General features: G+C 56.3%; 17 protein-coding genes, 2 pseudogenes and 1 riboswitch. Of the genes and pseudogenes, 9 read left to right on the top strand and 10 right to left on the bottom strand.

Annotated elements, in window-relative coordinates:
* The first annotated feature begins 60 nt into the window (after positions 1-60).
* The 4 genes and pseudogenes from JJB97_RS02315 (at position 61) to yegS (ending at position 3,949) form a co-directional block, all read left to right on the top strand.
* Positions 61-1,203: a TcdA/TcdB catalytic glycosyltransferase domain-containing protein gene (locus JJB97_RS02315; protein ID WP_317980761.1), complete on the top strand. Its 1,143-nt coding sequence runs from the start codon at positions 61-63 to the stop codon at positions 1,201-1,203.
* Positions 1,175-1,315: pseudogene (locus JJB97_RS02310) on the top strand (hypothetical protein); the annotation flags it as partial. The gene JJB97_RS02315 and the pseudogene JJB97_RS02310, both read left to right, overlap by 29 nt.
* Before the next feature lie 130 nt (positions 1,316-1,445).
* The gene (gene trhP, locus JJB97_RS02305) at positions 1,446-2,807 is read left to right on the top strand and encodes a prephenate-dependent tRNA uridine(34) hydroxylase TrhP (RefSeq protein ID WP_238712189.1); all 1,362 of its coding nucleotides are present in this window, start codon (positions 1,446-1,448) and stop codon (positions 2,805-2,807) included.
* Between the two features lie 236 nt (positions 2,808-3,043).
* Positions 3,044-3,949, top strand: a complete 906-nt coding sequence (gene yegS / locus JJB97_RS02300; RefSeq protein ID WP_238712188.1) for a lipid kinase YegS — start codon at positions 3,044-3,046, stop codon at positions 3,947-3,949.
* Between the two features lie 168 nt (positions 3,950-4,117).
* On the opposite strand, the gene fbaB is transcribed toward yegS, so the two are convergent.
* The 4 genes from fbaB to JJB97_RS02280 form a co-directional block, all read right to left on the bottom strand.
* Entirely contained in the window at positions 4,118-5,170 is a 1,053-nt protein-coding gene (gene fbaB / locus JJB97_RS02295) for a class I fructose-bisphosphate aldolase (protein WP_238712187.1), read from the bottom strand.
* A 176-nt stretch (positions 5,171-5,346) separates the two neighbouring features.
* Positions 5,347-6,147 carry a bifunctional hydroxymethylpyrimidine kinase/phosphomethylpyrimidine kinase gene (gene thiD / locus JJB97_RS02290; RefSeq protein ID WP_238712186.1) on the bottom strand — a complete coding sequence of 267 codons (801 nt, stop codon included), beginning with the start codon at positions 6,145-6,147 and terminating at the stop codon, positions 5,347-5,349.
* Complete coding sequence (gene thiM, locus JJB97_RS02285) at positions 6,144-6,926, bottom strand: hydroxyethylthiazole kinase (RefSeq protein WP_317980765.1); 783 nt, start codon at positions 6,924-6,926, stop codon at positions 6,144-6,146. The genes thiD and thiM overlap by 4 nt, the downstream gene beginning before the upstream one ends.
* A 41-nt stretch (positions 6,927-6,967) precedes the next feature.
* A riboswitch (TPP riboswitch) is annotated at positions 6,968-7,064 on the bottom strand.
* Positions 7,065-7,158: 94 nt separating this feature from the next.
* The gene (locus JJB97_RS02280) at positions 7,159-7,629 is read right to left on the bottom strand and encodes a DUF1198 family protein (RefSeq protein ID WP_238712185.1); all 471 of its coding nucleotides are present in this window, start codon (positions 7,627-7,629) and stop codon (positions 7,159-7,161) included.
* 477 nt (positions 7,630-8,106) lie between these two features.
* Between JJB97_RS02280 and JJB97_RS02275 the strand changes: the two genes are divergently transcribed.
* Both JJB97_RS02275 and JJB97_RS18695 read left to right on the top strand, forming a co-directional pair.
* Positions 8,107-8,475 carry an RcnB family protein gene (locus tag JJB97_RS02275; protein ID WP_238712184.1) on the top strand — a complete coding sequence of 123 codons (369 nt, stop codon included), beginning with the start codon at positions 8,107-8,109 and terminating at the stop codon, positions 8,473-8,475.
* Between the two features lie 587 nt (positions 8,476-9,062).
* Positions 9,063-9,218, top strand: a pseudogene (locus JJB97_RS18695) (DUF6037 family protein); the annotation flags it as partial.
* A 161-nt stretch (positions 9,219-9,379) separates the two neighbouring features.
* Here the strand turns inward: JJB97_RS18695 and apbC are convergent.
* Positions 9,380-10,489: an iron-sulfur cluster carrier protein ApbC gene (gene apbC / locus JJB97_RS02270; RefSeq protein WP_238712183.1), complete on the bottom strand. Its 1,110-nt coding sequence runs from the start codon at positions 10,487-10,489 to the stop codon at positions 9,380-9,382.
* Positions 10,490-10,639: 150 nt separating this feature from the next.
* Between apbC and metG the strand changes: the two genes are divergently transcribed.
* From metG to JJB97_RS02255, 3 genes are all read left to right on the top strand, one after another.
* On the top strand, positions 10,640-12,664 hold the full coding sequence (gene metG / locus JJB97_RS02265; RefSeq protein ID WP_238712182.1) for a methionine--tRNA ligase: 2,025 nt from the start codon (positions 10,640-10,642) through the stop codon (positions 12,662-12,664).
* A gap of 64 nt (positions 12,665-12,728) precedes the next feature.
* Complete coding sequence (locus tag JJB97_RS02260) at positions 12,729-13,085, top strand: hypothetical protein (RefSeq protein ID WP_238712181.1); 357 nt, start codon at positions 12,729-12,731, stop codon at positions 13,083-13,085.
* A gap of 276 nt (positions 13,086-13,361) precedes the next feature.
* A complete protein-coding gene (locus JJB97_RS02255) occupies positions 13,362-13,454 on the top strand; it encodes a hypothetical protein (RefSeq protein ID WP_238712193.1) in 93 nt (30 codons plus the stop codon).
* Here the strand turns inward: JJB97_RS02255 and JJB97_RS02250 are convergent.
* The 5 genes from JJB97_RS02250 to bglX all read right to left on the bottom strand — a co-directional run bounded on the left by JJB97_RS02250 (position 13,435) and on the right by bglX (position 19,972).
* The gene (locus JJB97_RS02250) at positions 13,435-14,166 is read right to left on the bottom strand and encodes an ABC transporter permease (RefSeq protein WP_238712180.1); all 732 of its coding nucleotides are present in this window, start codon (positions 14,164-14,166) and stop codon (positions 13,435-13,437) included. The two genes, JJB97_RS02255 and JJB97_RS02250, sit on opposite strands and share 20 nt — an antisense overlap.
* Entirely contained in the window at positions 14,163-15,101 is a 939-nt protein-coding gene (locus tag JJB97_RS02245; RefSeq protein WP_238712179.1) for an ABC transporter ATP-binding protein, read from the bottom strand. Before JJB97_RS02245 ends, JJB97_RS02250 begins: the two co-directional genes overlap by 4 nt.
* The gene (locus tag JJB97_RS02240) at positions 15,094-16,254 is read right to left on the bottom strand and encodes an ABC transporter permease (RefSeq protein WP_238712178.1); all 1,161 of its coding nucleotides are present in this window, start codon (positions 16,252-16,254) and stop codon (positions 15,094-15,096) included. The genes JJB97_RS02245 and JJB97_RS02240 overlap by 8 nt, the downstream gene beginning before the upstream one ends.
* A gap of 4 nt (positions 16,255-16,258) precedes the next feature.
* The gene (gene osmF / locus JJB97_RS02235; RefSeq protein ID WP_238712177.1) at positions 16,259-17,188 is read right to left on the bottom strand and encodes a glycine betaine ABC transporter substrate-binding protein OsmF; all 930 of its coding nucleotides are present in this window, start codon (positions 17,186-17,188) and stop codon (positions 16,259-16,261) included.
* A gap of 486 nt (positions 17,189-17,674) precedes the next feature.
* Complete coding sequence (bglX, locus tag JJB97_RS02230) at positions 17,675-19,972, bottom strand: beta-glucosidase BglX (RefSeq protein ID WP_238712176.1); 2,298 nt, start codon at positions 19,970-19,972, stop codon at positions 17,675-17,677.
* Positions 19,973-19,994 lie beyond the last annotated feature (22 nt).

The raw sequence follows: 19,994 nt of genomic DNA, 5'->3' as shown, positions 1-19,994 counted from the left end.
TTAATACATTGGCAGTTACACAGAATTACTGACAGGCTCATCTGTCGGTAAAAAATCGCTATGCATATCCCCATCTCCAGTAAAAACGAACAACTAATATTACGCACTGCAATTTATAATAATTATTACGGTACTCCGGATAGTCTTTCCACAGATTCCGGCATGTTTTCCAGGCTAAAATTCACTCTCCCCAACCTTATTCATTTTGTCTGGATTGGTGATATCAATGCGCTGGATCTCAGCTATATTCGCATCTGGAAGGCCATCAATCCCGATAAAATCTGTTGCCTGTGGATCGATTCCGAAAGTAGCGACTGCCAGCGCTTTCATCAGCTATTGGACGATCATATCAAAACCGCACGGCCCCGCGATCGACATATTGCGCTGCTGAGGCTGCAAAACGAGGCGTTCGCCTTTATTCATCCGCAAATGAACGGGGAAAAAACCTTTAACACGCTTGCCGCACAATTCCTGGAACATAAAGGGATCCCCAACCAACCGCAGCACGTCTGTCACGATACTGGCTTCAATCTGCAAATCGCTGAAATTAATGCGTTATTTACCGGCAGGTTTTCCGCCCTGAGACGATTTTATGATTATGAGGTGATACTCAGAGGCAACTTCGCGGCTGCCAGCGATATAGCCCGACTGTTAATCCTCTACCAGTACGGTGGTCTCTATATCGACGGGGACACCCTGCCCGATATTGATGAACTTTTTACCACGGCCAACGCCTGGCTACGCCAGGTCGGCATCCCAGGACATCATGCCATAGCCCAGGCTAAATCCACCGCGTTGCTTGCCAGGCTACACCACCCAAATGAGGAGGCTGTAACGCAAATCCAGGAGTGCCTGCAACCCTTTCCGCAATCGCTGCGGGAACCACTTTGCCGAAACATTATTATGGATGCCGCAACGATTCGTCTGACCGATATCCGCCCGCTGGGTTCAGTCGCCTGCTATCGGGATTTGCCGGTACTCAGCGCCCTATCCTGGCTCCCTGAAACGTGGTTCAGCAACGTTATCGGCTGTTTGCCTGGCGCCAAAGCCGTCGCGATACTGCTACGCACCATCCATAAACGCTATCGCTTTCTGGAAGCCAACGACGCCATTTTTACGCTGATTAAAGACCACGACAATAGCCACTATCTCTCACGTTTACTGCCCTGGCGCTATGAAAGCCGCTACCAACCACCTGGATGAGCACAACGAACGGCTAATTAATCAGGCCATCTCCGGGCTTGCGATCACCCGCGTTATCGTAGCCCATCGCCCCTCCACTATTGATTCAGCCCAGCGGGTGATAACGCTATAGTTAATTGACCGATGGTTTACTCCCCTGCCCGCCAGCGCTACAATGCCTGGCCTTAATTTGTGGTAACCCACTCGCGTATTGTCCCCTCACCTGGTGAGGTGGATCTGACCTGTCATCAGACGAGACCATCATGTTTAAACCCGAACTACTTTCCCCGGCGGGAACGCTGAAAAATATGCGTTACGCCTTTGCCTACGGCGCGGACGCCGTGTATGCCGGCCAGCCGCGCTATAGCCTGCGCGTGCGCAATAATGAATTCAATCATGAAAACCTCGCTATCGGCATTCAGGAAGCCCATGCGCAGGGCAAAAAATTCTATGTGGTCGTGAATATCGCGCCGCACAACGCCAAGCTTAAAACCTTTATTCGCGACCTGAAGCCGGTGGTGGAGATGAACCCGGATGCGCTCATCATGTCTGACCCCGGGCTGATTATGCTGGTGCGCGAGGCGTTCCCGCAGGTGGCGATTCATCTGTCGGTTCAGGCCAACGCCGTAAACTGGGCCACGGTGAAGTTCTGGAAACAGATGGGGCTGACGCGCGTTATCCTCTCGCGCGAGCTGTCAATTGATGAAATTGCCGAAATTCGCGAACAGGTGCCGGACATGGAGATTGAAATCTTTGTTCACGGCGCGCTGTGCATGGCCTATTCCGGCCGCTGCCTGCTCTCCGGTTACATCAATAAACGCGACCCCAACCAGGGCACCTGCACTAACGCCTGCCGCTGGGAATACAACGTGAAGGAAGGCAAAGAGGATGATACCGGCAACATCGTGCATATCCAGGAGCCGATCCCGGTGCAGACTATCGACCCAACCCTTGGCAGCGGCGCGCCAACCGACAAGGTATTTATGATTGAAGAAGCGCAGCGCCCCGGCGAATACATGAGCGCGTTTGAAGACGAGCACGGCACCTACATCATGAATTCAAAGGATCTCCGCGCTATTGAGCACGTAGAGCGCCTGACCCAGCTTGGCGTACACTCTCTCAAAATTGAAGGCCGCACCAAGTCGTTCTACTACTGCGCACGTACCGCCCAGGTCTATCGCCAGGCCATTGACGACGCCGTCGCCGGTAAACCTTTCGACGCCACGCTGCTTACCACGCTTGAAAGCCTCGCCCATCGCGGCTATACCGAGGGCTTTCTGCGCCGCCATACCCACGATAGCTACCAGAACTATGACTATGGTTATTCACTTTCCGAACGCCAGCAGTTCGTAGGCGAATTTACCGGCGAACGCCGGGGGGAACTGGCTGGCGTGGCGGTGAAGAATAAGTTCAGCGTTGGCGATAGCCTGGAGATGATGACGCCGCAGGGCAATATTACTTTTACGCTGGCGCAGATGGAAAACGCGAAAGGCAAACAAACAGACGTCGCGCCGGGCAATGGACATACCGTATGGCTGCCGGTTCCACAGGAGGTGGCGCTGGAGTATGCGCTGCTGATGCGCAACCTTAGCGGGCAGACCACGCGTAATCCCCATGCGAAATAGTTTTTCAGCGTTATTTTTACGGTAGACTATTTTTTCGAAAGCGATCACAGTCACTTTTCCACTGTAGAGGTAGTATTATCGCGCTAAGAAATAAAGATACCTATAAAAGATAAAGCTGTACCAGGAAATCACCTCCTTAGCCTGCGCGGGCCCCTCACGCAGGCTAATTTTTATATCTCTGCTCCCCCTTTACTTCGGTTACACTCACGTTATTGCTGTGGAAACCGGGGTCAGACATGGATAAAAACGCAACGTCATTCATCATTGTTAATGGTAAAGGCGCGGGTAACGACGCGCTGCGCGCCGCCGTTAGCAAACTGCGCGATGAAGGCCATAGCATTGCCGTACGCGTCACCTGGGAACGCGGCGACGCAGGGCGTTATGTGAATGAAGCCCTCGCGCAGGACGCACAAACGGTCATCGCCGGCGGCGGCGACGGTACCATCAACGAAATCGCTACCGCGCTGGCGCTGGCGTCCGTTGAAAAACGCCCGGCGCTCGGCATTTTACCGCTCGGCACCGCCAACGACTTTGCCGCCAGCGCCGGGATCCCGCAGGAGATAGACCCGGCGCTGCGCCTGGCGATAGCCGGGCGCGCCTGCCCGGTGGATCTGGCGCGGGTAAACGACAACGCCTGGTTTATTAATATGGCAACCGGCGGCTTTGGCCCCCGTATTACCTCTGAAACCCCGGAGAAACTAAAGGCCGCGCTCGGCAGCATTTCCTATTTCATTCACGGTATGCTGCGCCTCGACACGCTTAAGCCAGATCGCTGCGATATTCGCGGCGAAAACTTTCACTGGCAGGGCGAGGCACTGGCTATCGGCATTGGTAACGGCCGTCAGGCAGGCGGCGGCCAGGCGCTCTGTCCACAAGCGCTGATTGACGACGGGCTGTTACAGCTACGCATTTTCACCGGTGAAGAACTATTACCGGCGCTGTTTAATACGCTCACCCGCTCGGATGAAAACCCAAACGCCATCGACAGCGAATCCGCCTGGTTTGAGATAACGTCGCCGCACGATATCATTTTTAATCTCGACGGCGAGCCGCTAAGCGGTCGCAAATTTCGTATTGACGTTGAGCCTGGCGCGCTAAGCTGCCGCCTGCCGCCGGGCTGCCCGCTGTTGTCCGTGCGTTAATACCCGGTTCAATGTTTTTCACGCCGCTGCATTACCGCCAGGGCCATCAGCAAAAAACGGCATATCGGGGCACACAGGAAAAACGCGGCAGGCCGCCAGAACGGCCCCCCCGCCGGGCTGTAAATGCTGCCCGGCGTGATGTTTATAGCTATACCACGCTCAAGCGCCTCAGGCGATGGTCACGCTGTTATCCAGATAGACATCCTGCACCGCGTTAATCAGGCGCACCCCGTCAGGCATAGATTTCTTGAACGCTTTGCGCCCAAGAATCAGCCCCATTCCTCCCGCTCGCTTATTAATAACCGCTGTGCGCACGGCGTCCGCCATATCGGTTTCACCGCCGGATGCGCCGCCGGAGTTAATCAGCCCGGCACGCCCCATATAGCAGTTGGCGAGTTGATAACGCACCAGGTCAATAGGATTATCGGTCGTCAGGTTGCTGTAAACGCGATCGTCGGTATAGCCAAAGCCAATCGCTTTATAACCGCCGTTGTTTTCAGCCATTTTCTGCTTCACGATATCAGCGCCGATGGTAGCCGCAAGATGATTGGCCTGGCCGGTTAAATCGGCGCTGGCGTGGTAGTCTACGCCCTCTTTTTTGAAAGCGGAATTACGCAGGTAGGCCCACAGCACCGTCACCATTCCCAGCTCATGAGCACGTTCGAACGCAGCGGAAATTTCTTCAATCTGGCGGCGCGACGCTTCAGAGCCGAAATAAATGGTCGCCCCAACGGCAACCGCTCCCATATTGAAGGCCTGTTCCACGCTGGCATACGGCGTCTGGTCGTAAGTGGTCGGGTAACTCAGGGTTTCATTGTGGTTTATTTTGACTAAAAACGGGATGCGATGCGCATAACGGCGCGCTACCGACGCCAGCACGCCGTAAGTGGAAGCCACGCAGTTACAGCCAGCCTCAATGGCCAGTTCAACGATATTCTTCGGATCGAAATAGAGCGGATTAGCCGCAAAGGACGCGCCTGCGGAGTGCTCCACGCCCTGATCGACCGGCAAAATAGACAAATAGCCGGTTCCCGCCAGACGCCCTGTATTGTAAAGCGTTTGCATGTTGCGAAGCACCGCCGGGGAACGATTATTGTCCATCATAACCCGCTCGACATAATCATGGCCTGGCAAACAGAGCCTGTCGGCTGGAATGGTCATACAACGATGCTGTAACAGCGTATCGGCGTCTTTACCTAACAACTGCGTAATATCAGTCATAATAAACTCCCGAAACAGCAGCGGACACCGCGCCCGCCGCAACAGTGTACTTGCCCGCACCGGTTGCGGACACTTCCATACTGGCCCTGTGCGCGGCGTTTTGCCAGTGTCGCTTACACTTTCAGCAAGTCAGGCTGACACGTTTCACTCCCTGTTACCGCACAGGCTGTTTCGTTTCACCACCAGGCGTGAAAATGGTGAACCGGCCCCTGTCCAAGCCCTACTTGCAGGCTATCCGCCTGGGCCAGCGCCGCTGACAGCCACGCCTTAGCCTCAGCTACGGTATGCGCCCAGCTATCGTGACGCGGGCGCAGCGCGGCTAACGCCGCAGACAGCGTACAGCCCGTACCGTGCGTATTTTTAGTTAGCACGCGCGGCGCGGTAAAACGCTGCGCGCCATCGCAGGTAAACAGCCAGTCGGGGCTTTCCCTGTCATCCAGATGGCCGCCTTTTATCAGCACCGCCTCACAGCCGAGCGCCAGCAGCGCTCTGCCCTGCTCAAGCATGTCGCGTTCGCAGGTTGCCAGCGGCGCATCCAGCAGCGCCGCCGCTTCGGGAAGGTTAGGCGTAATCAACGAAACCTGCGGCAGCAGGCGCTCGCGCAGAGATGAAACCGCCGACGGCGACAGCAGCGGATCGCCGCTTTTCGCCAGCATGACCGTATCGAGCACCACCGTGCGCACCGCCCAGCGCGCCAGTCGCTCAGCCACCGCCTCAACAATATCCGTTTCCGCCAGCATACCGATTTTTGTGGCATCAATACGCACGTCGCTCAGTACGGAATCAAGCTGCGCCGCCACAAAATCCGGCTCAACGCGATAAACCGACTGCACGCCGCGCGTGTTCTGCGCCACCAGCGCGGTAATCACGCTGGCGCCATAGGCGCCGAGCGCGGAAAACGTTTTCAGATCTGCCTGTATCCCCGCGCCGCCGCTGGGATCGGTACCGGCAACAGTGAGCGCATTAATCCTCTTCATGCCAGCGCCTCCCCGTTGAGCGACCAAAGCGCGTCCAGAAAAGCCGGAACAAAGCTGCCTGGCCCGCGACTCTGGCGTGCCGCCTGCTCGCCGGCCCGCGCCATTATTGCGCAGGCCGCTCCGACATGGGTAAGCCGGTCGCCGGGGAGCGCACAGCAGGCGGCCGCCACGGCTGACAGCGCGCAGCCTGTACCCACCACGCGCGTCATGACAGGATGCCCGCCCTCTACGCTCAATACGCGTTCGCCATCGGTCAGATAATCCACTTCGCCGGTAACGGCTACCACGGCGCCATAGCGGCGCGCCAGCGCCTGCGCTGCCGGTAGCGCGGCCAGCGCGCTGTCGGTACTGTCCACGCCCCGCCCGCCGCTGCTCGCGCCCGCCAGCGCAAGGATTTCAGACGCATTGCCGCGCACCGCCGCCGGACGCAGAGCAAGCGCGTCATGAGCGAAGGCCGTACGCAGCGTCAGCGCCCCCACCGCTACCGGATCGAGAACCCACGGCGTACCGGCGCTAACCGCACTGCCGATAGCCGCGCGCATAGCGCGCTCGCGCGCGTGCGTTAACGTACCGACGTTGATAAGCAGCGCCCCGGCCATTGTGCTGAACTGCGCGGCTTCATCATCATCAATAACCATCGCCGCAGAGGCGCCGAGCGCCAGCAAAACATTAGCGGTAAAGCCTTGCACTACGTCGTTTGTCATGCAGTGTACGAGGGGGGAATGGGCACGCATCAGCGCCAGGGTTTGCGCGGCTTCACGGCCGCAAAGCGTTTCGATTAGCACGGGTCAGTCTCCTGTCCGGCGTGAAGAAGGGATACCGGACAGGCATCTGACTTCCCTACGCTGGCATTATCCAGATCAGGTAATACGGGTATTTCTCAGCCTTCACAACGAAGGGCACCCCGAGTCATGTAGATTACATTTCTTTATCAATTAACAGCTTAGGGGAAGTAGCCTGACGATGCAAGTTTGCGCTCAGGGCAATCGCTCCTTCATGCTGTATCTCGCCTTAATCGGTATCGTTGGCGGCAACAAGCCGCAGTTGGCCGCTGCGCTCGCGAAAAAAGGCATTATAGCGCTGCTGAAATGCTTTCATTTCTTCCATTTCCGGCTCCATTTCACGCAGCAGGCTGAATGCGAGTCGAATTCGCGCATCGCTTAGCGGTGAGGCCAGGCGCGCACGTTGCAAAACACGGTGCCAGCCGAGCAGGTTCTCATCGCCGCCATCAATGATAAATACCTGCCAGATGAGCAACGTCTGCGCGCCGTGCTGTAGCGCCGTTTCATCCGGGCGCGCCAGCAGCGTCAGGAATTCAGCGCTTGCGGCTTTGCCCATTTGATCCATAATCGATTCGATCATCACGGGCGCAATCGCCAGGCGCTCGCTCAGGCGTTTGACCGCGCGGCGCGAATCCGACGTCAGCACCCGAAAGCCCGCGACAAACACCACCGCCAGCGTTAACAACATCAACCAAATCATGCATTTTCCCATGAGTGAACCAGAAGGCACATCATACGGGGAAACTCGCCCTTTCGGACAGTAAAAAACGGCGCGCCGCGCTACCGGCAAGCGACCAGCGTCTGGCCAGCCCCTTGCTCACACGCAGCCATAGCGCATAAAACGCAGTCAGCCGATTGCTCATATAGAGAACAACTCTCTTTTCATCTTTTTTTGCGCTCAACAGCGCACGGCAAATTTAAATAACATCGCTATTTTACGTTGGTTTACAGTGCATAATTGACGCGGCGTTTCGTGATGTTCTTCCCATATCATCACGAAAACAATGCAAATAAATTGTGTCACACGGCAAGAAATGACAATTTTGCACACAAATTCAAACTTGCCGCGCCCGTCAACTGCGCGAATGATAACGGCGCACAGCATACATTGCTGACAGATTTATTAAGGAAAACCACCCAGCCCGGACGCGGGCTGATACCAGAAACCGGAGTGATTATGGGTAAATCAGTGATTTTACTGGCAGCAGCGCTGCTGCTGGGAAACGTAGCCGCAAATGCGGCGCAGGCGCGGGAAAGCCTGGACGAACAGGCTGACGCATTGACCCAGCCGCAGGCCGAGACCCGCGGATCATCCTATGAACTTAAGGAATTTACCGCCGATTTCCGCGCCTTTAAGCCCGGCGATATCGTGCCGGAGCTGTATCGTTCTAAGCCTTATGAAATCGAGCAGTGGAGCCAGCGCAACCTTCCCGCGCCGGAGCCTGACAGCCACTGGACCTATATGGGCGGCAACTACGTACTTATTACGAATACCGAAGGGAAAATCCTGCGCGCCATGTCAGGGGATATTTTCTACCAGCGCTAATATTTCTAACGAATGCGGCAATGAGTGCCGTATTCGTTACTTTAACGTTGCGGCTTTCATTACGATACTATCAGGCGATGCGCCTGCCTGCTGTGTTTACCGCCGTCTTTTTGTTAACATCAAAAAAACAAAGCATAAACATTAATTATTTGGAGTGAGCCGCAAACAGATAAATAAAAAGCGAGCAGCCGAGGTTCGATATCAAAGCTTTAAAAATTAGATAAGGATATGCGCAAGCACAATATTTCCCGCGCCCGGTTTACCTATACGCATAACGCAGTGAGATTCGACATCCTCTTTTTCACCGACTGTCAGCTATATAAATTATTATTTAGCGCAATCGGCCAACAGTGTGATGTTAATCGGGGATACCTGATTACTGCGAAAATTACGCCCTAAAGCGCTTTCCACGACTTTTGGCGGGCGCTGGGGCTGAAATACAATCCAAATCGCCCATTTAGCTCTAAAAAATTTTTCAGCGAATTTGCAAAAAGCATTCCTGCTTTCATGCCTGATAAGAAAGAAGCGGCCCTCCTTCCCTGCAAGCCTGCTGAACGCATTGATGATGACGCCAGACTCTATTTTCCCACTGGCGCAGTAATGGTATTTCCAGCCACGTTAGCGCTAATAATCTGAGCAAAACGCGTAAAGCTTTTGGCGAAACCATTGATAAGTTTCGTCAGAGGCGAAATATCAGCAATTGCTGGTCAGCGACGAATAAAAGAAATATTTCGCTCAGCTAAGGCGATTGTCTGTCTCCCGCCAGCGAGGCTCCCCGGGTAGACGGATGCCGGCAATTTACAGGCAGCGGCAAAAAATTCTTCGCAGGCCAGGCTGAACTAAAAACGACGCCCATCACAGAGCGCCGTTAATTTTACGGGCCTGATGCGGCCTGTCGGCTACATCACAGCGCGCGAAACGCGATATCGCCGGGAATAACCTCACCCTGCCAGTAAAGCTGCGCCGCCACGCGGCCCGCCAACTGACGGTAAAGAGCGGTAAATTCGCTGTCCGGACGGCTGACGACCGTCGGCTGGCCGCGGTCAAGATCTTCACGCAGCGTAATATGCAGCGGCATTTGTCCCAGCAGCGTCGTATGGTAGGCCGCCGCCAGCTTCCCGGCCCCGCCAGTGCCAAAAATAGGTTCATGGTGGCCGCACTGGCTACAGATATGCATGCTCATATTCTCGACAATACCCAGTACCGGCACGTCTACTTTACGGAACATCACAATACCCTTTTTCGCATCAAGCAGCGCCACGTCCTGCGGGGTTGTCACCACCACAGCGCCGGTAACCGGGATGTTCTGCGCAAGCGTAAGCTGAATATCGCCCGTTCCCGGCGGCATATCCAGCACCAGATAATCCAGCTCCGGCCATAAAGTCTCCTGCAGCAGTTGCAGCAAAGCCTTGCTCGCCATCGGCCCGCGCCAGACCATAGCGTTATCATCCGTGACCAGATACCCTATCGAGTTGGTCGCCAGGCCCTGAGCCATCACCGGCGCCATGTGGGTGCCGTCAGGAGAGGTCGGGCGCTCGCCTTCCGTGCCAAGCATGGTTGGGATTGACGGGCCGTAGATATCGGCATCCAGGATGCCAACCTTCGCCCCTTCCGCCGCCAGCGCCAGCGCCAGGTTTACCGCCGTTGAGGATTTCCCTACGCCGCCCTTACCGGAACTGACGGCGATAATATTCTTTACGCCGTTAATACCCGGCTGTTCCTTTACGCGCCTGAGGGTGGCAATATTGTGAGCCAGCTTCCAGTCAATGGCTTTCGCACCGGTAATACGCAGCAGTTCAGCGCTGCACGCTTCTTTAAGGGCGTCGAATCCACTCTTCCAGGCAAACGGCATTTGCAGCTCGATATGAACGGTTTCGTCCATCCAGGCGACGTGGTGCAGCGCCTTTAGCGTAGTGAGATTATGCGTTAATGTTGGGTGCTGAAAATTAGCCAGCGTCCCGGATACCATAGCCCGCAGGGCTTCCGGGGATCTGGACGGGGATTGAGAATTCATCCCGACTCCTTTGTTGGTGTGGTAATATCGCTGCCCTTAATCATACCAGAGCGTGAATAAATCCCCCATCACTCGCTTTTGTCTTACTAAAGACAGCCCCTTTTGGTACTATCGGAAATCCTTTTTAGCTAAGAAAACTGTACGATAACTATGGCTCACGTCGCGAAAAAAATACTGGTAACCTGCGCCCTTCCTTATGCGAATGGCTCCATTCATCTCGGCCACATGCTGGAGCATATCCAGGCGGATGTCTGGGTTCGGTACCAGCGAATGCGCGGCCATAACGTCAACTTTATCTGCGCTGACGATGCGCACGGCACGCCGATTATGCTAAAGGCGCAGCAGCTTGGCATAACGGCGGAGCAAATGATTGGCGAAATGCGCCAGGAACATCAGGCCGACTTCGCCGGCTTTGATATCAGCTACGACAACTATCACTCCACGCACAGCGAAGAGAACCGCGAGCTGTCTGCGCTTATCTATACCCGCCTGAAAGAAAACGGGTTTATTAAAAACCGCACCATATCCCAGCTTTACGACCCGGAAAAAGGCATGTTCCTGCCGGATCGTTTTGTTAAAGGCACCTGCCCGAAGTGCAAGTCTGCGGATCAGTACGGCGATAACTGCGAAGTGTGCGGCGCCACCTACAGCCCAACCGAGCTTATCGAACCCAAATCCGTCATCTCCGGCGCCACGCCTGTGATGCGTGAATCCGAGCACTATTTCTTCGACCTGCCGTCCTTTAGCGAGATGCTCAAAGCCTGGACCCGTTCCGGCGCGCTCCAGGAGCAGGTGGCCAATAAAATGCAGGAGTGGTTTGACGCAGGTCTCCAGCAGTGGGATATCTCCCGCGATGCCCCTTATTTCGGTTTTGAAATCCCGGATGCGCCGGGTAAATATTTCTACGTCTGGCTGGATGCGCCAATCGGCTATATGGGATCATTTAAAAACCTGTGTAATAAGCGCAGCGATCTGAACTTTGACGACTGGTGGAAAAAAGATTCCGATGCCGAACTGTACCATTTTATCGGTAAAGACATTGTCTACTTCCACAGCCTGTTCTGGCCGGCCATGCTCGAAGGCAGCGGCTATCGCAAGCCGACTAACCTGTTCGTACACGGCTACGTCACGGTAAACGGCGCTAAGATGTCCAAATCCCGCGGCACCTTTATTAAAGCCAACACCTGGCTTAAGCATTTTGACGCCGACAGCCTGCGCTATTACTACACGGCCAAGCTATCGCCGCGCATTGACGATATCGACCTGAACCTGGAAGACTTTGTGCAGCGCGTAAACGCCGACATCGTCAACAAGGTAGTCAACCTGGCCTCGCGTAACGCAGGTTTTATCGCTAAGCGCTTTAACGGCGAGCTGGCAAGCGAGCTGGCCGATCCGGCGCTGTATAAAACCTTCACCGACGCCGCGCAGAGCATAGGCGAAGCCTGGGAGGGCCGTGAATTTGGCCGCGCGGTGCGTGAAATTATGGCGCTGGCTGACCTGGCGAACCGTTATGTGGATGAACAGGCGCCCTGGGTGGTGGCAAAACAGGAGGGCCGCGATGCCGATCTGCAGGCTATTTGTTCAATGGGCATTAACCTGTTCCGCGTGCTGATGACCTGGCTTAAGCCAGTTCTGCCGTCGCTTGCCGGGCGAACGGAGGCATTCCTGAATAGCGCGCTGACGTGGGAGGGTATCCATCAGCCTTTACTCAACCACAAGGTGAATACCTTTAAGGCATTGTATAACCGTATCGATATGAAGCAGGTCAATGCGCTGGTCGAGGCATCTAAAGAAGAAGTGAAGGCTATCGCGCCAGGCGGCCCGATGACGGACGACCCCATTGCAGACGCCATCGGCTTTGACGATTTCGCAAAAGTGGATATGCGTATTGCGCTTATCGAAAACGCCGGTTTTGTGGACGGCTCCGACAAACTGCTGCGCCTGACGCTGGATCTCGGCGGCGAGAAGCGCAACGTGTTTTCCGGCATCCGGTCCGCCTATCCGGATCCTCAGGCGCTGATTGGCCGCCTGACGGTGATGGTTGCCAACCTTGCGCCGCGCAAAATGCGCTTTGGCATGTCGGAAGGCATGGTGTTGGCCGCAGGCCCTGGCGGTAAAGAGATTTTCCTGTTAAGCCCGGACAGCGGCGCCCAACCGGGCCAGCGCGTAAGCTAAGCGCGCGGCCTGCTGGCGCAAAACAGTTAAAGCCAACCTGCTGTTTGCAGGTTGGCTCAGATTGTTGACAAAGAAGGAAAAAACGGGGTTTTTCCTTCTTTGCGGTAAGCAGGCGAAAATCAATGCATTGATTTTCCTTATTTTTTATTGTACTTCAACCATCCTGTCTGCAGCAGGATGGGGTTTGCCCGCCGTCTCAGCCAAAAGTAAATGGAAAATTATGGCGTTTCATTTGCCGCAGATTTCGCCAGTAACGGCGTATTCACTGACGGATTATTACCCTGCCGGTAATATTTTAGCTACCTTTCCAGTCCGATCATCGCCACCCCAGCTATTTCAAAAACGTGACGCAATGAGGCTACCCGCCTGCTTATTGATGAGTTTAACGACAAAGCGGATAATAACGCGCTCCACCAGTTAACTTTTTATCCATTTCATCGCGCGCCAGACATTAAATTGTCAAAGCGGAGTATACCGCTCAGTGACCGGTCCCTGATGTATACGGCCGCCGCCAGGATCGCTAATCTGTCCAACGCCTGATAGGTTTATCAGCAATTTACCCAACCGCACTCATTTAGCGCCAGATAAAGCGTAATCCAGACACCGCGCTTTACGGCACGCAACGCCTCGTTAACCTGAACACTTCATTGTATAATCCTTTCACTAACAAAAGGAGCACATTGTGAATACAGTAAAAATCGCGCTGATTGTCGGTATGGCATTAATGGCGCTGGGCGCGATTGGCGGCGTGATGCTTGCAGGCTACAGCATTATTCTGCGTGCCGGGTAAAGCATTTTTGCAGGCGCTCAAAGGCGCGGTCTACAACAATCGCCATCAGCGCCACGGTCAGCGCTCCCTGAATTACCCAGGCGGTATTAAAACCGCTCAGGCCGATAATGACCGGCGTCCCAAGCGAGCGCACGCCAACCGTTGAGGCAATGGCCGCCGTACCGATATTAATAATAACCGAGGTTCTTACGCCCGCGAGAATTACCGGGGCCGCCAGCGGCAGCTCCACTTTCCACAAACGCTGCCAGGCGCTCATCCCAACGCCATTCGCCACCTCGCGCACGCCCGCAGGCACCGCCGCCATACCGGCAAGCGTTCCCTGTAAAACCGGCAGCAGCCCGTAGAGCACCAGCGCAATCAGCGCGGGCGCCTGCCCAAACCCCAGTACTGGTACCGCCACGGCTAACACCGCAACCGGCGGAAACGTTTGCCCGACAGCGGCAAGCGTCTCCGCCAGCGGGCGAAATTCACGCCCGGCCGGGCGGGTGACGGCCACGCCAGCGCTGATGCCCATAGCCGCCGCCAGCAGGCTGGAAACCCCCACCAGGCCCAGATGGGCCAGCGCCAGCGAAGCAAAGCTATCCTGCTGATAGAGCGGCCTGTCGAGCTCGGGAAACAGCCATGCCCACAGCGCTTCACTATACGGCAGCGCCGCCAGCAGCGTGATAAACAGCGCCAGCAGCCAGAACAGCGAAGTTCGCAGCACCTTCATACCGACGGCTCCGCACCGGCCAGATCGTTAAAATGCAGCACGCCGCACGGCTGCCCTGCGGCGTCAGTCACGCCAAGCCGGACCACGCCCAGCTCCACGAAACGCGACAGCGCCTCACGCAGCGTCATATTGTACGGCACGGCGGCGCCGTTAAACCGCTCCTGCGCGCGCATACGCTGGGCCACCGTTTCCAGCGACAGCAGTCGTACGCCCGGCTCGCTGCTGGCGAAAAATTCACGCACAAACGGGCTGGCAGGCTGGCGCAAAAGGGCATAAGGCGCGCCCTGCTGCACGACTTCGCCAGCATCCATCAGCACCACCCGGTCAGCCAGGTACAGCGCTTCATCCACATCGTGCGTGACCAGTACAATGGTGCGCCCCATTAACCGGTGAATACGGCGAATTTCACGCTGCAGCGCCGCGCGCGTCACCGGGTCGAGAGCGCCAAACGGTTCGTCCATGAGTAAAACGTCCGGATCAGCGGCCAGCGCCCGCGCCACGCCTACGCGCTGCTGCTGCCCGCCGGAAAGTTGATGCGGGTAGCGGCTGCGAAACTGCGCCGGCTCCAGCCCCAGCAAGCCAAGCAATTCATCCGTCCGGTCGTTGATTTTCCGCTTCGGCCAGCGCAGTAGCTGCGGTACGGCGGCAATATTCTGCGCCACGGTCCAGTGCGGAAACAGACCTACCGACTGAATAGCATACCCGATACGCCTGCGCAGCGTTTGCACGTCAGTATCGCGGATATCACGCCCGGCAAAACGTATCTGCCCGGCATCGTGCTCCACCAGCCGGTTTATCATTTTTAGCGTGGTGGATTTGCCGGAACCCGAAGTTCCTGCCAGCACGGTAAACGCGCCTTCCGGGCAGTTCAGCGTCAGGGCGTTTACCGCCGCGCGCCCCTGGTAATATTTGCTCACCTGCGTAAATTCAATCATGGTTTGCCGCCTCCAGCCCGGCAATCAGCAGGTTAAACAGCGCATCCGCCAACACCGCCAGCGCAATCACCGGTATGACGCCAAGCAGCACCAAATCCAGCGCGCTGCTCATTAACCCCTGAAAAACCAGCGCCCCAAAACCGCCTGCGCCAATCAGCGCGGCAATAACCGCCATCCCCAGCGTCTGCACGGTGACCACTTTCAGGCCGCGTAACAACACCGGTAGCGCCAGCGGCACATCCACCTTTAAAAATATCTGCCAGCCCGACATCCCCATACCGCGGGCGCTCTCACGCACCTGCGCCGGCACCTGCTCCAGCCCGGCGACCACGCTGCGTACCAGCGGCAGCAGCGCGTACAGCACCAGCGCCAGTAGCGCAGGCGTAAGGCCAGTACCGCTGATGCCGGAAATACCGATACCGGACAAATATCGGCCGATATCCGCCAGCGGTGCAATCAGCAGACCAAAAAGCGCCACTGCGGGCACCGTCTGGATAACATTAAGCACGCCAAAGAGCGGCCCGCGCAGCGCCGTTCGATGGTAACTCCAGACGCCGAGCGGCACGCCGATAAACAGCGCAGGCAGCAGCGTAGCGCCCAGCAGCAGCAAATGACGGCCCAGCGCGTCGTTAAAAACATCGCGCCGGTTAGCGTATTCTTTCATCAATGAGAGATTATCGAACAGGCCGCCTGTCAGCATCAGCAGCACAATGAACCCGATCTGCGCCAGCAGCAGCCAGCGCCAGACGCCAGCGTTAACCAGCCTGCTTGCCGCATCGCTGCACAGCAGCAGACAGAGCGCCAGCGTCAGCCACAGCCCGCTTGCCGGGGAGGTGCGTGCCGCAGGGCTGGCCTCCGCCCCCAGCCGGGCGGCCGCATGGGCCAGTAACAGGAGCAGCACAATAATAATGCCTTCGCCAAGCGCCAGGGTCGCCGCCGCAGCCGCGCGCGGGCGCGGAACAAACGCCAGCGCGGTTAACGCAACCAGCGCCGCCGGTAATAGCCAGAACGCGCCGCCTGCCAGCGCATGCAGCATAATCGGCTCGCCGGAAAGCAGCCTGTTGGGCGAATGCGTAATAAAAGGCAGCGCCAGCGCCGGCCACAGCAGCGCCGCCAGCAGCAGCGCAACCCGGTTATGGCATATCAGCCGCAAACCACTACTGCCCTGCCTGCAACAGGCCTTTTTGTTTCAACCAGTTGCCTGCCACCTTGCGGGCATCCAGCCCATCGACGGCGATACTCGCATTCAGCTTTTGTAATGTTTTCTCATCCAACGCGCTAAATACCGGCTTTAGCCAGTCCCCTATCTGCGGATAGGCTTTTAGCACCGCTTCACGCACCACCGGCGCAGGCGCATATATAGGCTGCACGGCTTTAGGATCGCTGAGCGTGACAAGCCCCAGCGCCGCTACCGGGCCGTCTGTGCCGTAGGCCATTGCGGCGTTTACGCCGGAGGTTCGCTGGGCTGCCGCGCGCAGCGTAACGGCCGTATCGCCGCCCGCCAGCGACAGCAACTGCGCCTGCTCAAGCTTAAAATCGTACGCTTTTTCAAAGGCGGGCAGCGCATCCGGGCGCTCGATAAATTCTGCCGACGCCGCCAGCCTGAACTGGCCTCCCTGTTTCAGGTAGCGACTGAGATCGGCAAGCGTCGCAAGCCCGCCCTTTTGCGCCAGATCCTGGCGCACCGCAATAGTCCAGGTATTGTTCGCCGGGGCCGCCGTAAGCCAGATAAGATGATTTTTCTGCGCATCAAGCGCCTTCACTTTGTCGTAACCCTGCTGCGCGTTTTTCCACACCGGCGATTTCTCCTGCTTAAAGAAAAACGCGCCGTTGCCGGTATATTCAGGATAAATATCCAGCTCCCCGGCAGCGATCGCGCCGCGCACGACTGGCGTCGTCCCCAGTTGAATCTTATTCACGGTTTTAACGCCGTGGCTTTCCAGCACCAGCAGGATAATATTGCCCAGCAGCGAACCTTCCGTATCAATTTTCGACCCCACTTTCACCGGCTCGGCCGCCTGCGCGCCTGCCGCCAGCGTCATTGCTGCCGCCAGCGCATATCCCATCCACTTTCCTGCCATTGCCACATCTCCGTTTTTACAGAAATATTCATAGGGTTGCAGAAAGTGTAGTCGGAAATCCGCGGTTTTCCCGCTTCGTCGCTGGCAATGAGCGCAAGCCTGCAGTCTGTCACAAGTTTCAGGCAATACAGGCCCGTTGGTATTAGCAGATAAAAAAGGCCGGTTGCCCGGCCCCAGATTGATGACAAAGAAGGAAAAAACGGGGTTTTTCCTTCTTTGTGGTAAGCAGGCGAAAATCAATGCATTGATTTTCCTTATTTTTTATCGCATTCCATCCATTCTGTCTGCGCCAGGATGGGGTTTGTCAGCAGTCTCAGGCCGGTTACCCGGCCTGGATTGATGACAAAGAGGACAAAAGCCGGGTTTTGTCCTCTTTGCGGCGATCGGATGAAAAACAATAAATTGCTTTTCCTCGCTTATTTTCTGACTTTCGGGCCAGTGTCGCCTGTACCGGCGCTTAACAACCGTCTCAGCCGGTTTACGGCCTTTTGTTTATTTCAGTTCAAACTCACTCTGCTTCACGCGAGCGGAATCCAGCCCGATGAAGACATTAAATTTGCCCGGTTCGGCGTCATAGATCATCTGCTGATTCCAGAATTTGAGCGCGTTGACGTCAATGGGAAACGTAACGGTCGCGCGCTCGCCCGGCTTCAGATTCACCTTTTTAAACGCCTTTAACATTTTTACCGGACGGCTCATGGAGGCTGTTATATCCTGCAAATACAGTTGCACTACGGTCGCGCCTTCGCGCTTGCCTGTGTTGCTCACGCTCACGCTGGCGTTCACAATACCGCCGCGCGTAAGCGTCGGCGCAGACATGTTTACATCAGACACGCTAAATGTTGTATAGCTCAGCCCGTAACCAAACGGATATAGCGGGCCGTTGGCCTCATCAAAGTAGCGCGAGGTATATTTATTCGGCCTTTGCGGGTTGTAAGGGCGCCCGGTATTAAGGTGGCTGTAATAGACCGGGATCTGCCCAACTGAGCGCGGAAATGACATCGGCAGTTTGCCGGAGGGGTTAACATCGCCAAACAGCACGTCGGCAATGGCGTTACCGCCTTCAGTGCCCGCAAACCAGGTTTCCAGAATCGCATCGGCCTGTTGATCTTCTTTCACCAGCGCCAGCGGGCGACCATTCATCAGCACCAGTACCAGCGGCTTACCAGTGGCTTTTAGCGCGGCAATCAGGTCGCGCTGGCTCTGCGGGAGAGTAATATCGGTACGGCTCGATGCTTCATGGGCCATGCCCTGCGCTTCACCGACGACGGCCACCACCGCATCGGCCTGCTTTGCCGCCGCTACCGCCTCATCAATCATCTCCTGCGCCGGTCGCGGGTCCTGCACCACGGCCTTCTCATATTGATTAAGAAAATCGACGATGCCCTGATGATTTGTAACGTTTGCGCCTTTGGCGTAGAGGATATTCACTTTATCGCCCGCTACGTTGCGAATGCCCTGCAATACAGTCACGGTCTGGCTGATAGTGCCAGCCCCCGACCAGCTCCCCATCATGTCACGCTGGCTGTCGGCAAGCGGCCCCACCACGGCGAGCGTACCGCTCTTTTTTAGCGGCAGCGTCTGTTGGCGGTTTTTTAGCAGCACCAGACTTTCACGCGCCACCTTACGGGCCGCTTCACGGTGCAGACGCGATTCTGCGTTCGTATCCTGTGGATCAGACTCTTTTGGCCCCAGGTGACGATACGGGTCGTTAAAAAGCCCCATATCATATTTCACATTGAGTACATGCCGGGCGGCATCGTCCAGTTCAGCCAGGGTCACATCGCCATTTTTCACAAGCTCTGGCAGATATTTACTGTAATATTCATCGCTCATGCTCATATTGATGCCGGATTTGACGGCCACGCGCACCGCATCTTTCGGATCGCTGGCAGTGCCGTGTTTGATGAGTTCTTTAATCGCGCCGTGGTCAGACACCGTAATGCCGGTGAACCCCCATTTGTCGCGCAGCACCGTTTTAAGCAGCCACGCATCGGACGAGGCTGGCGTACCGTTAAGCGAGTTCAGCCCCACCATTACCGCGCCGCTGCCTGCCTCAAGCCCCGCCTTGTAGGGCGGCATATAATCGTTGAACAGGCGCTGAGGGCTCATATCCACCGTGTTGTACTCTTTTCCGCCTTCCACTGCGCCATAGGCGGCGAAATGCTTAACGCTTGTCATTACCGAGTAGCGATCCGCCGGGCTTTTCCCCTGCATGGCCTCTACTATCGCACGCCCCATCACCGACGTCAGCCAGGTGTCTTCGCCAAAGCCTTCAGATACGCGCCCCCAGCGCGGATCGCGCGATACGTCCACCATCGGCGCCCAGGTCATATTCAGTCCATCGTCCGCCGCTTCGTAGGCCGATACGCGACCGACCGTTTTTACGGTATCCAGATTAAACGATGAGGCCAGCCCAAGGCTGATGGGAAATACGGTACGCTGGCCGTGGATAACGTCAAACGCAAAGAACAGCGGAATTTTCAGACGGCTTAGCGCCATAACCTGATCCTGCATCGCGCGAATATCCGGCCGGGTGACGGTATTAAATATCGCTCCGACCTGACCTTTTTTGATCATCTCACGAATAGCCTCTTTTGGGTTATCAGGGCCGACGCTGATAAGCCGCAACTGGCCGATTTTCTCATCAACGGTCATTTTCGTCAGCAGCTCGCTGACAAAGGCGTCGCGCGCTTCGGGTGTGAGCGGGTGGTTGCCGAACACTCCTTCTGCCAGCGCCGGTTGTAACGCCAGGCTGGCGGCGATTCCTGCGTAACAAAGCCATTTCATGGGATTAATTCTCACGTTGCGC

The organism is Tenebrionibacter intestinalis (genome assembly GCF_016632365.1).
GTDB lineage: Bacteria > Pseudomonadota > Gammaproteobacteria > Enterobacterales > Enterobacteriaceae > Tenebrionibacter > Tenebrionibacter intestinalis.
This window is presented reverse-complemented; position numbering and strand designations above follow the sequence as displayed.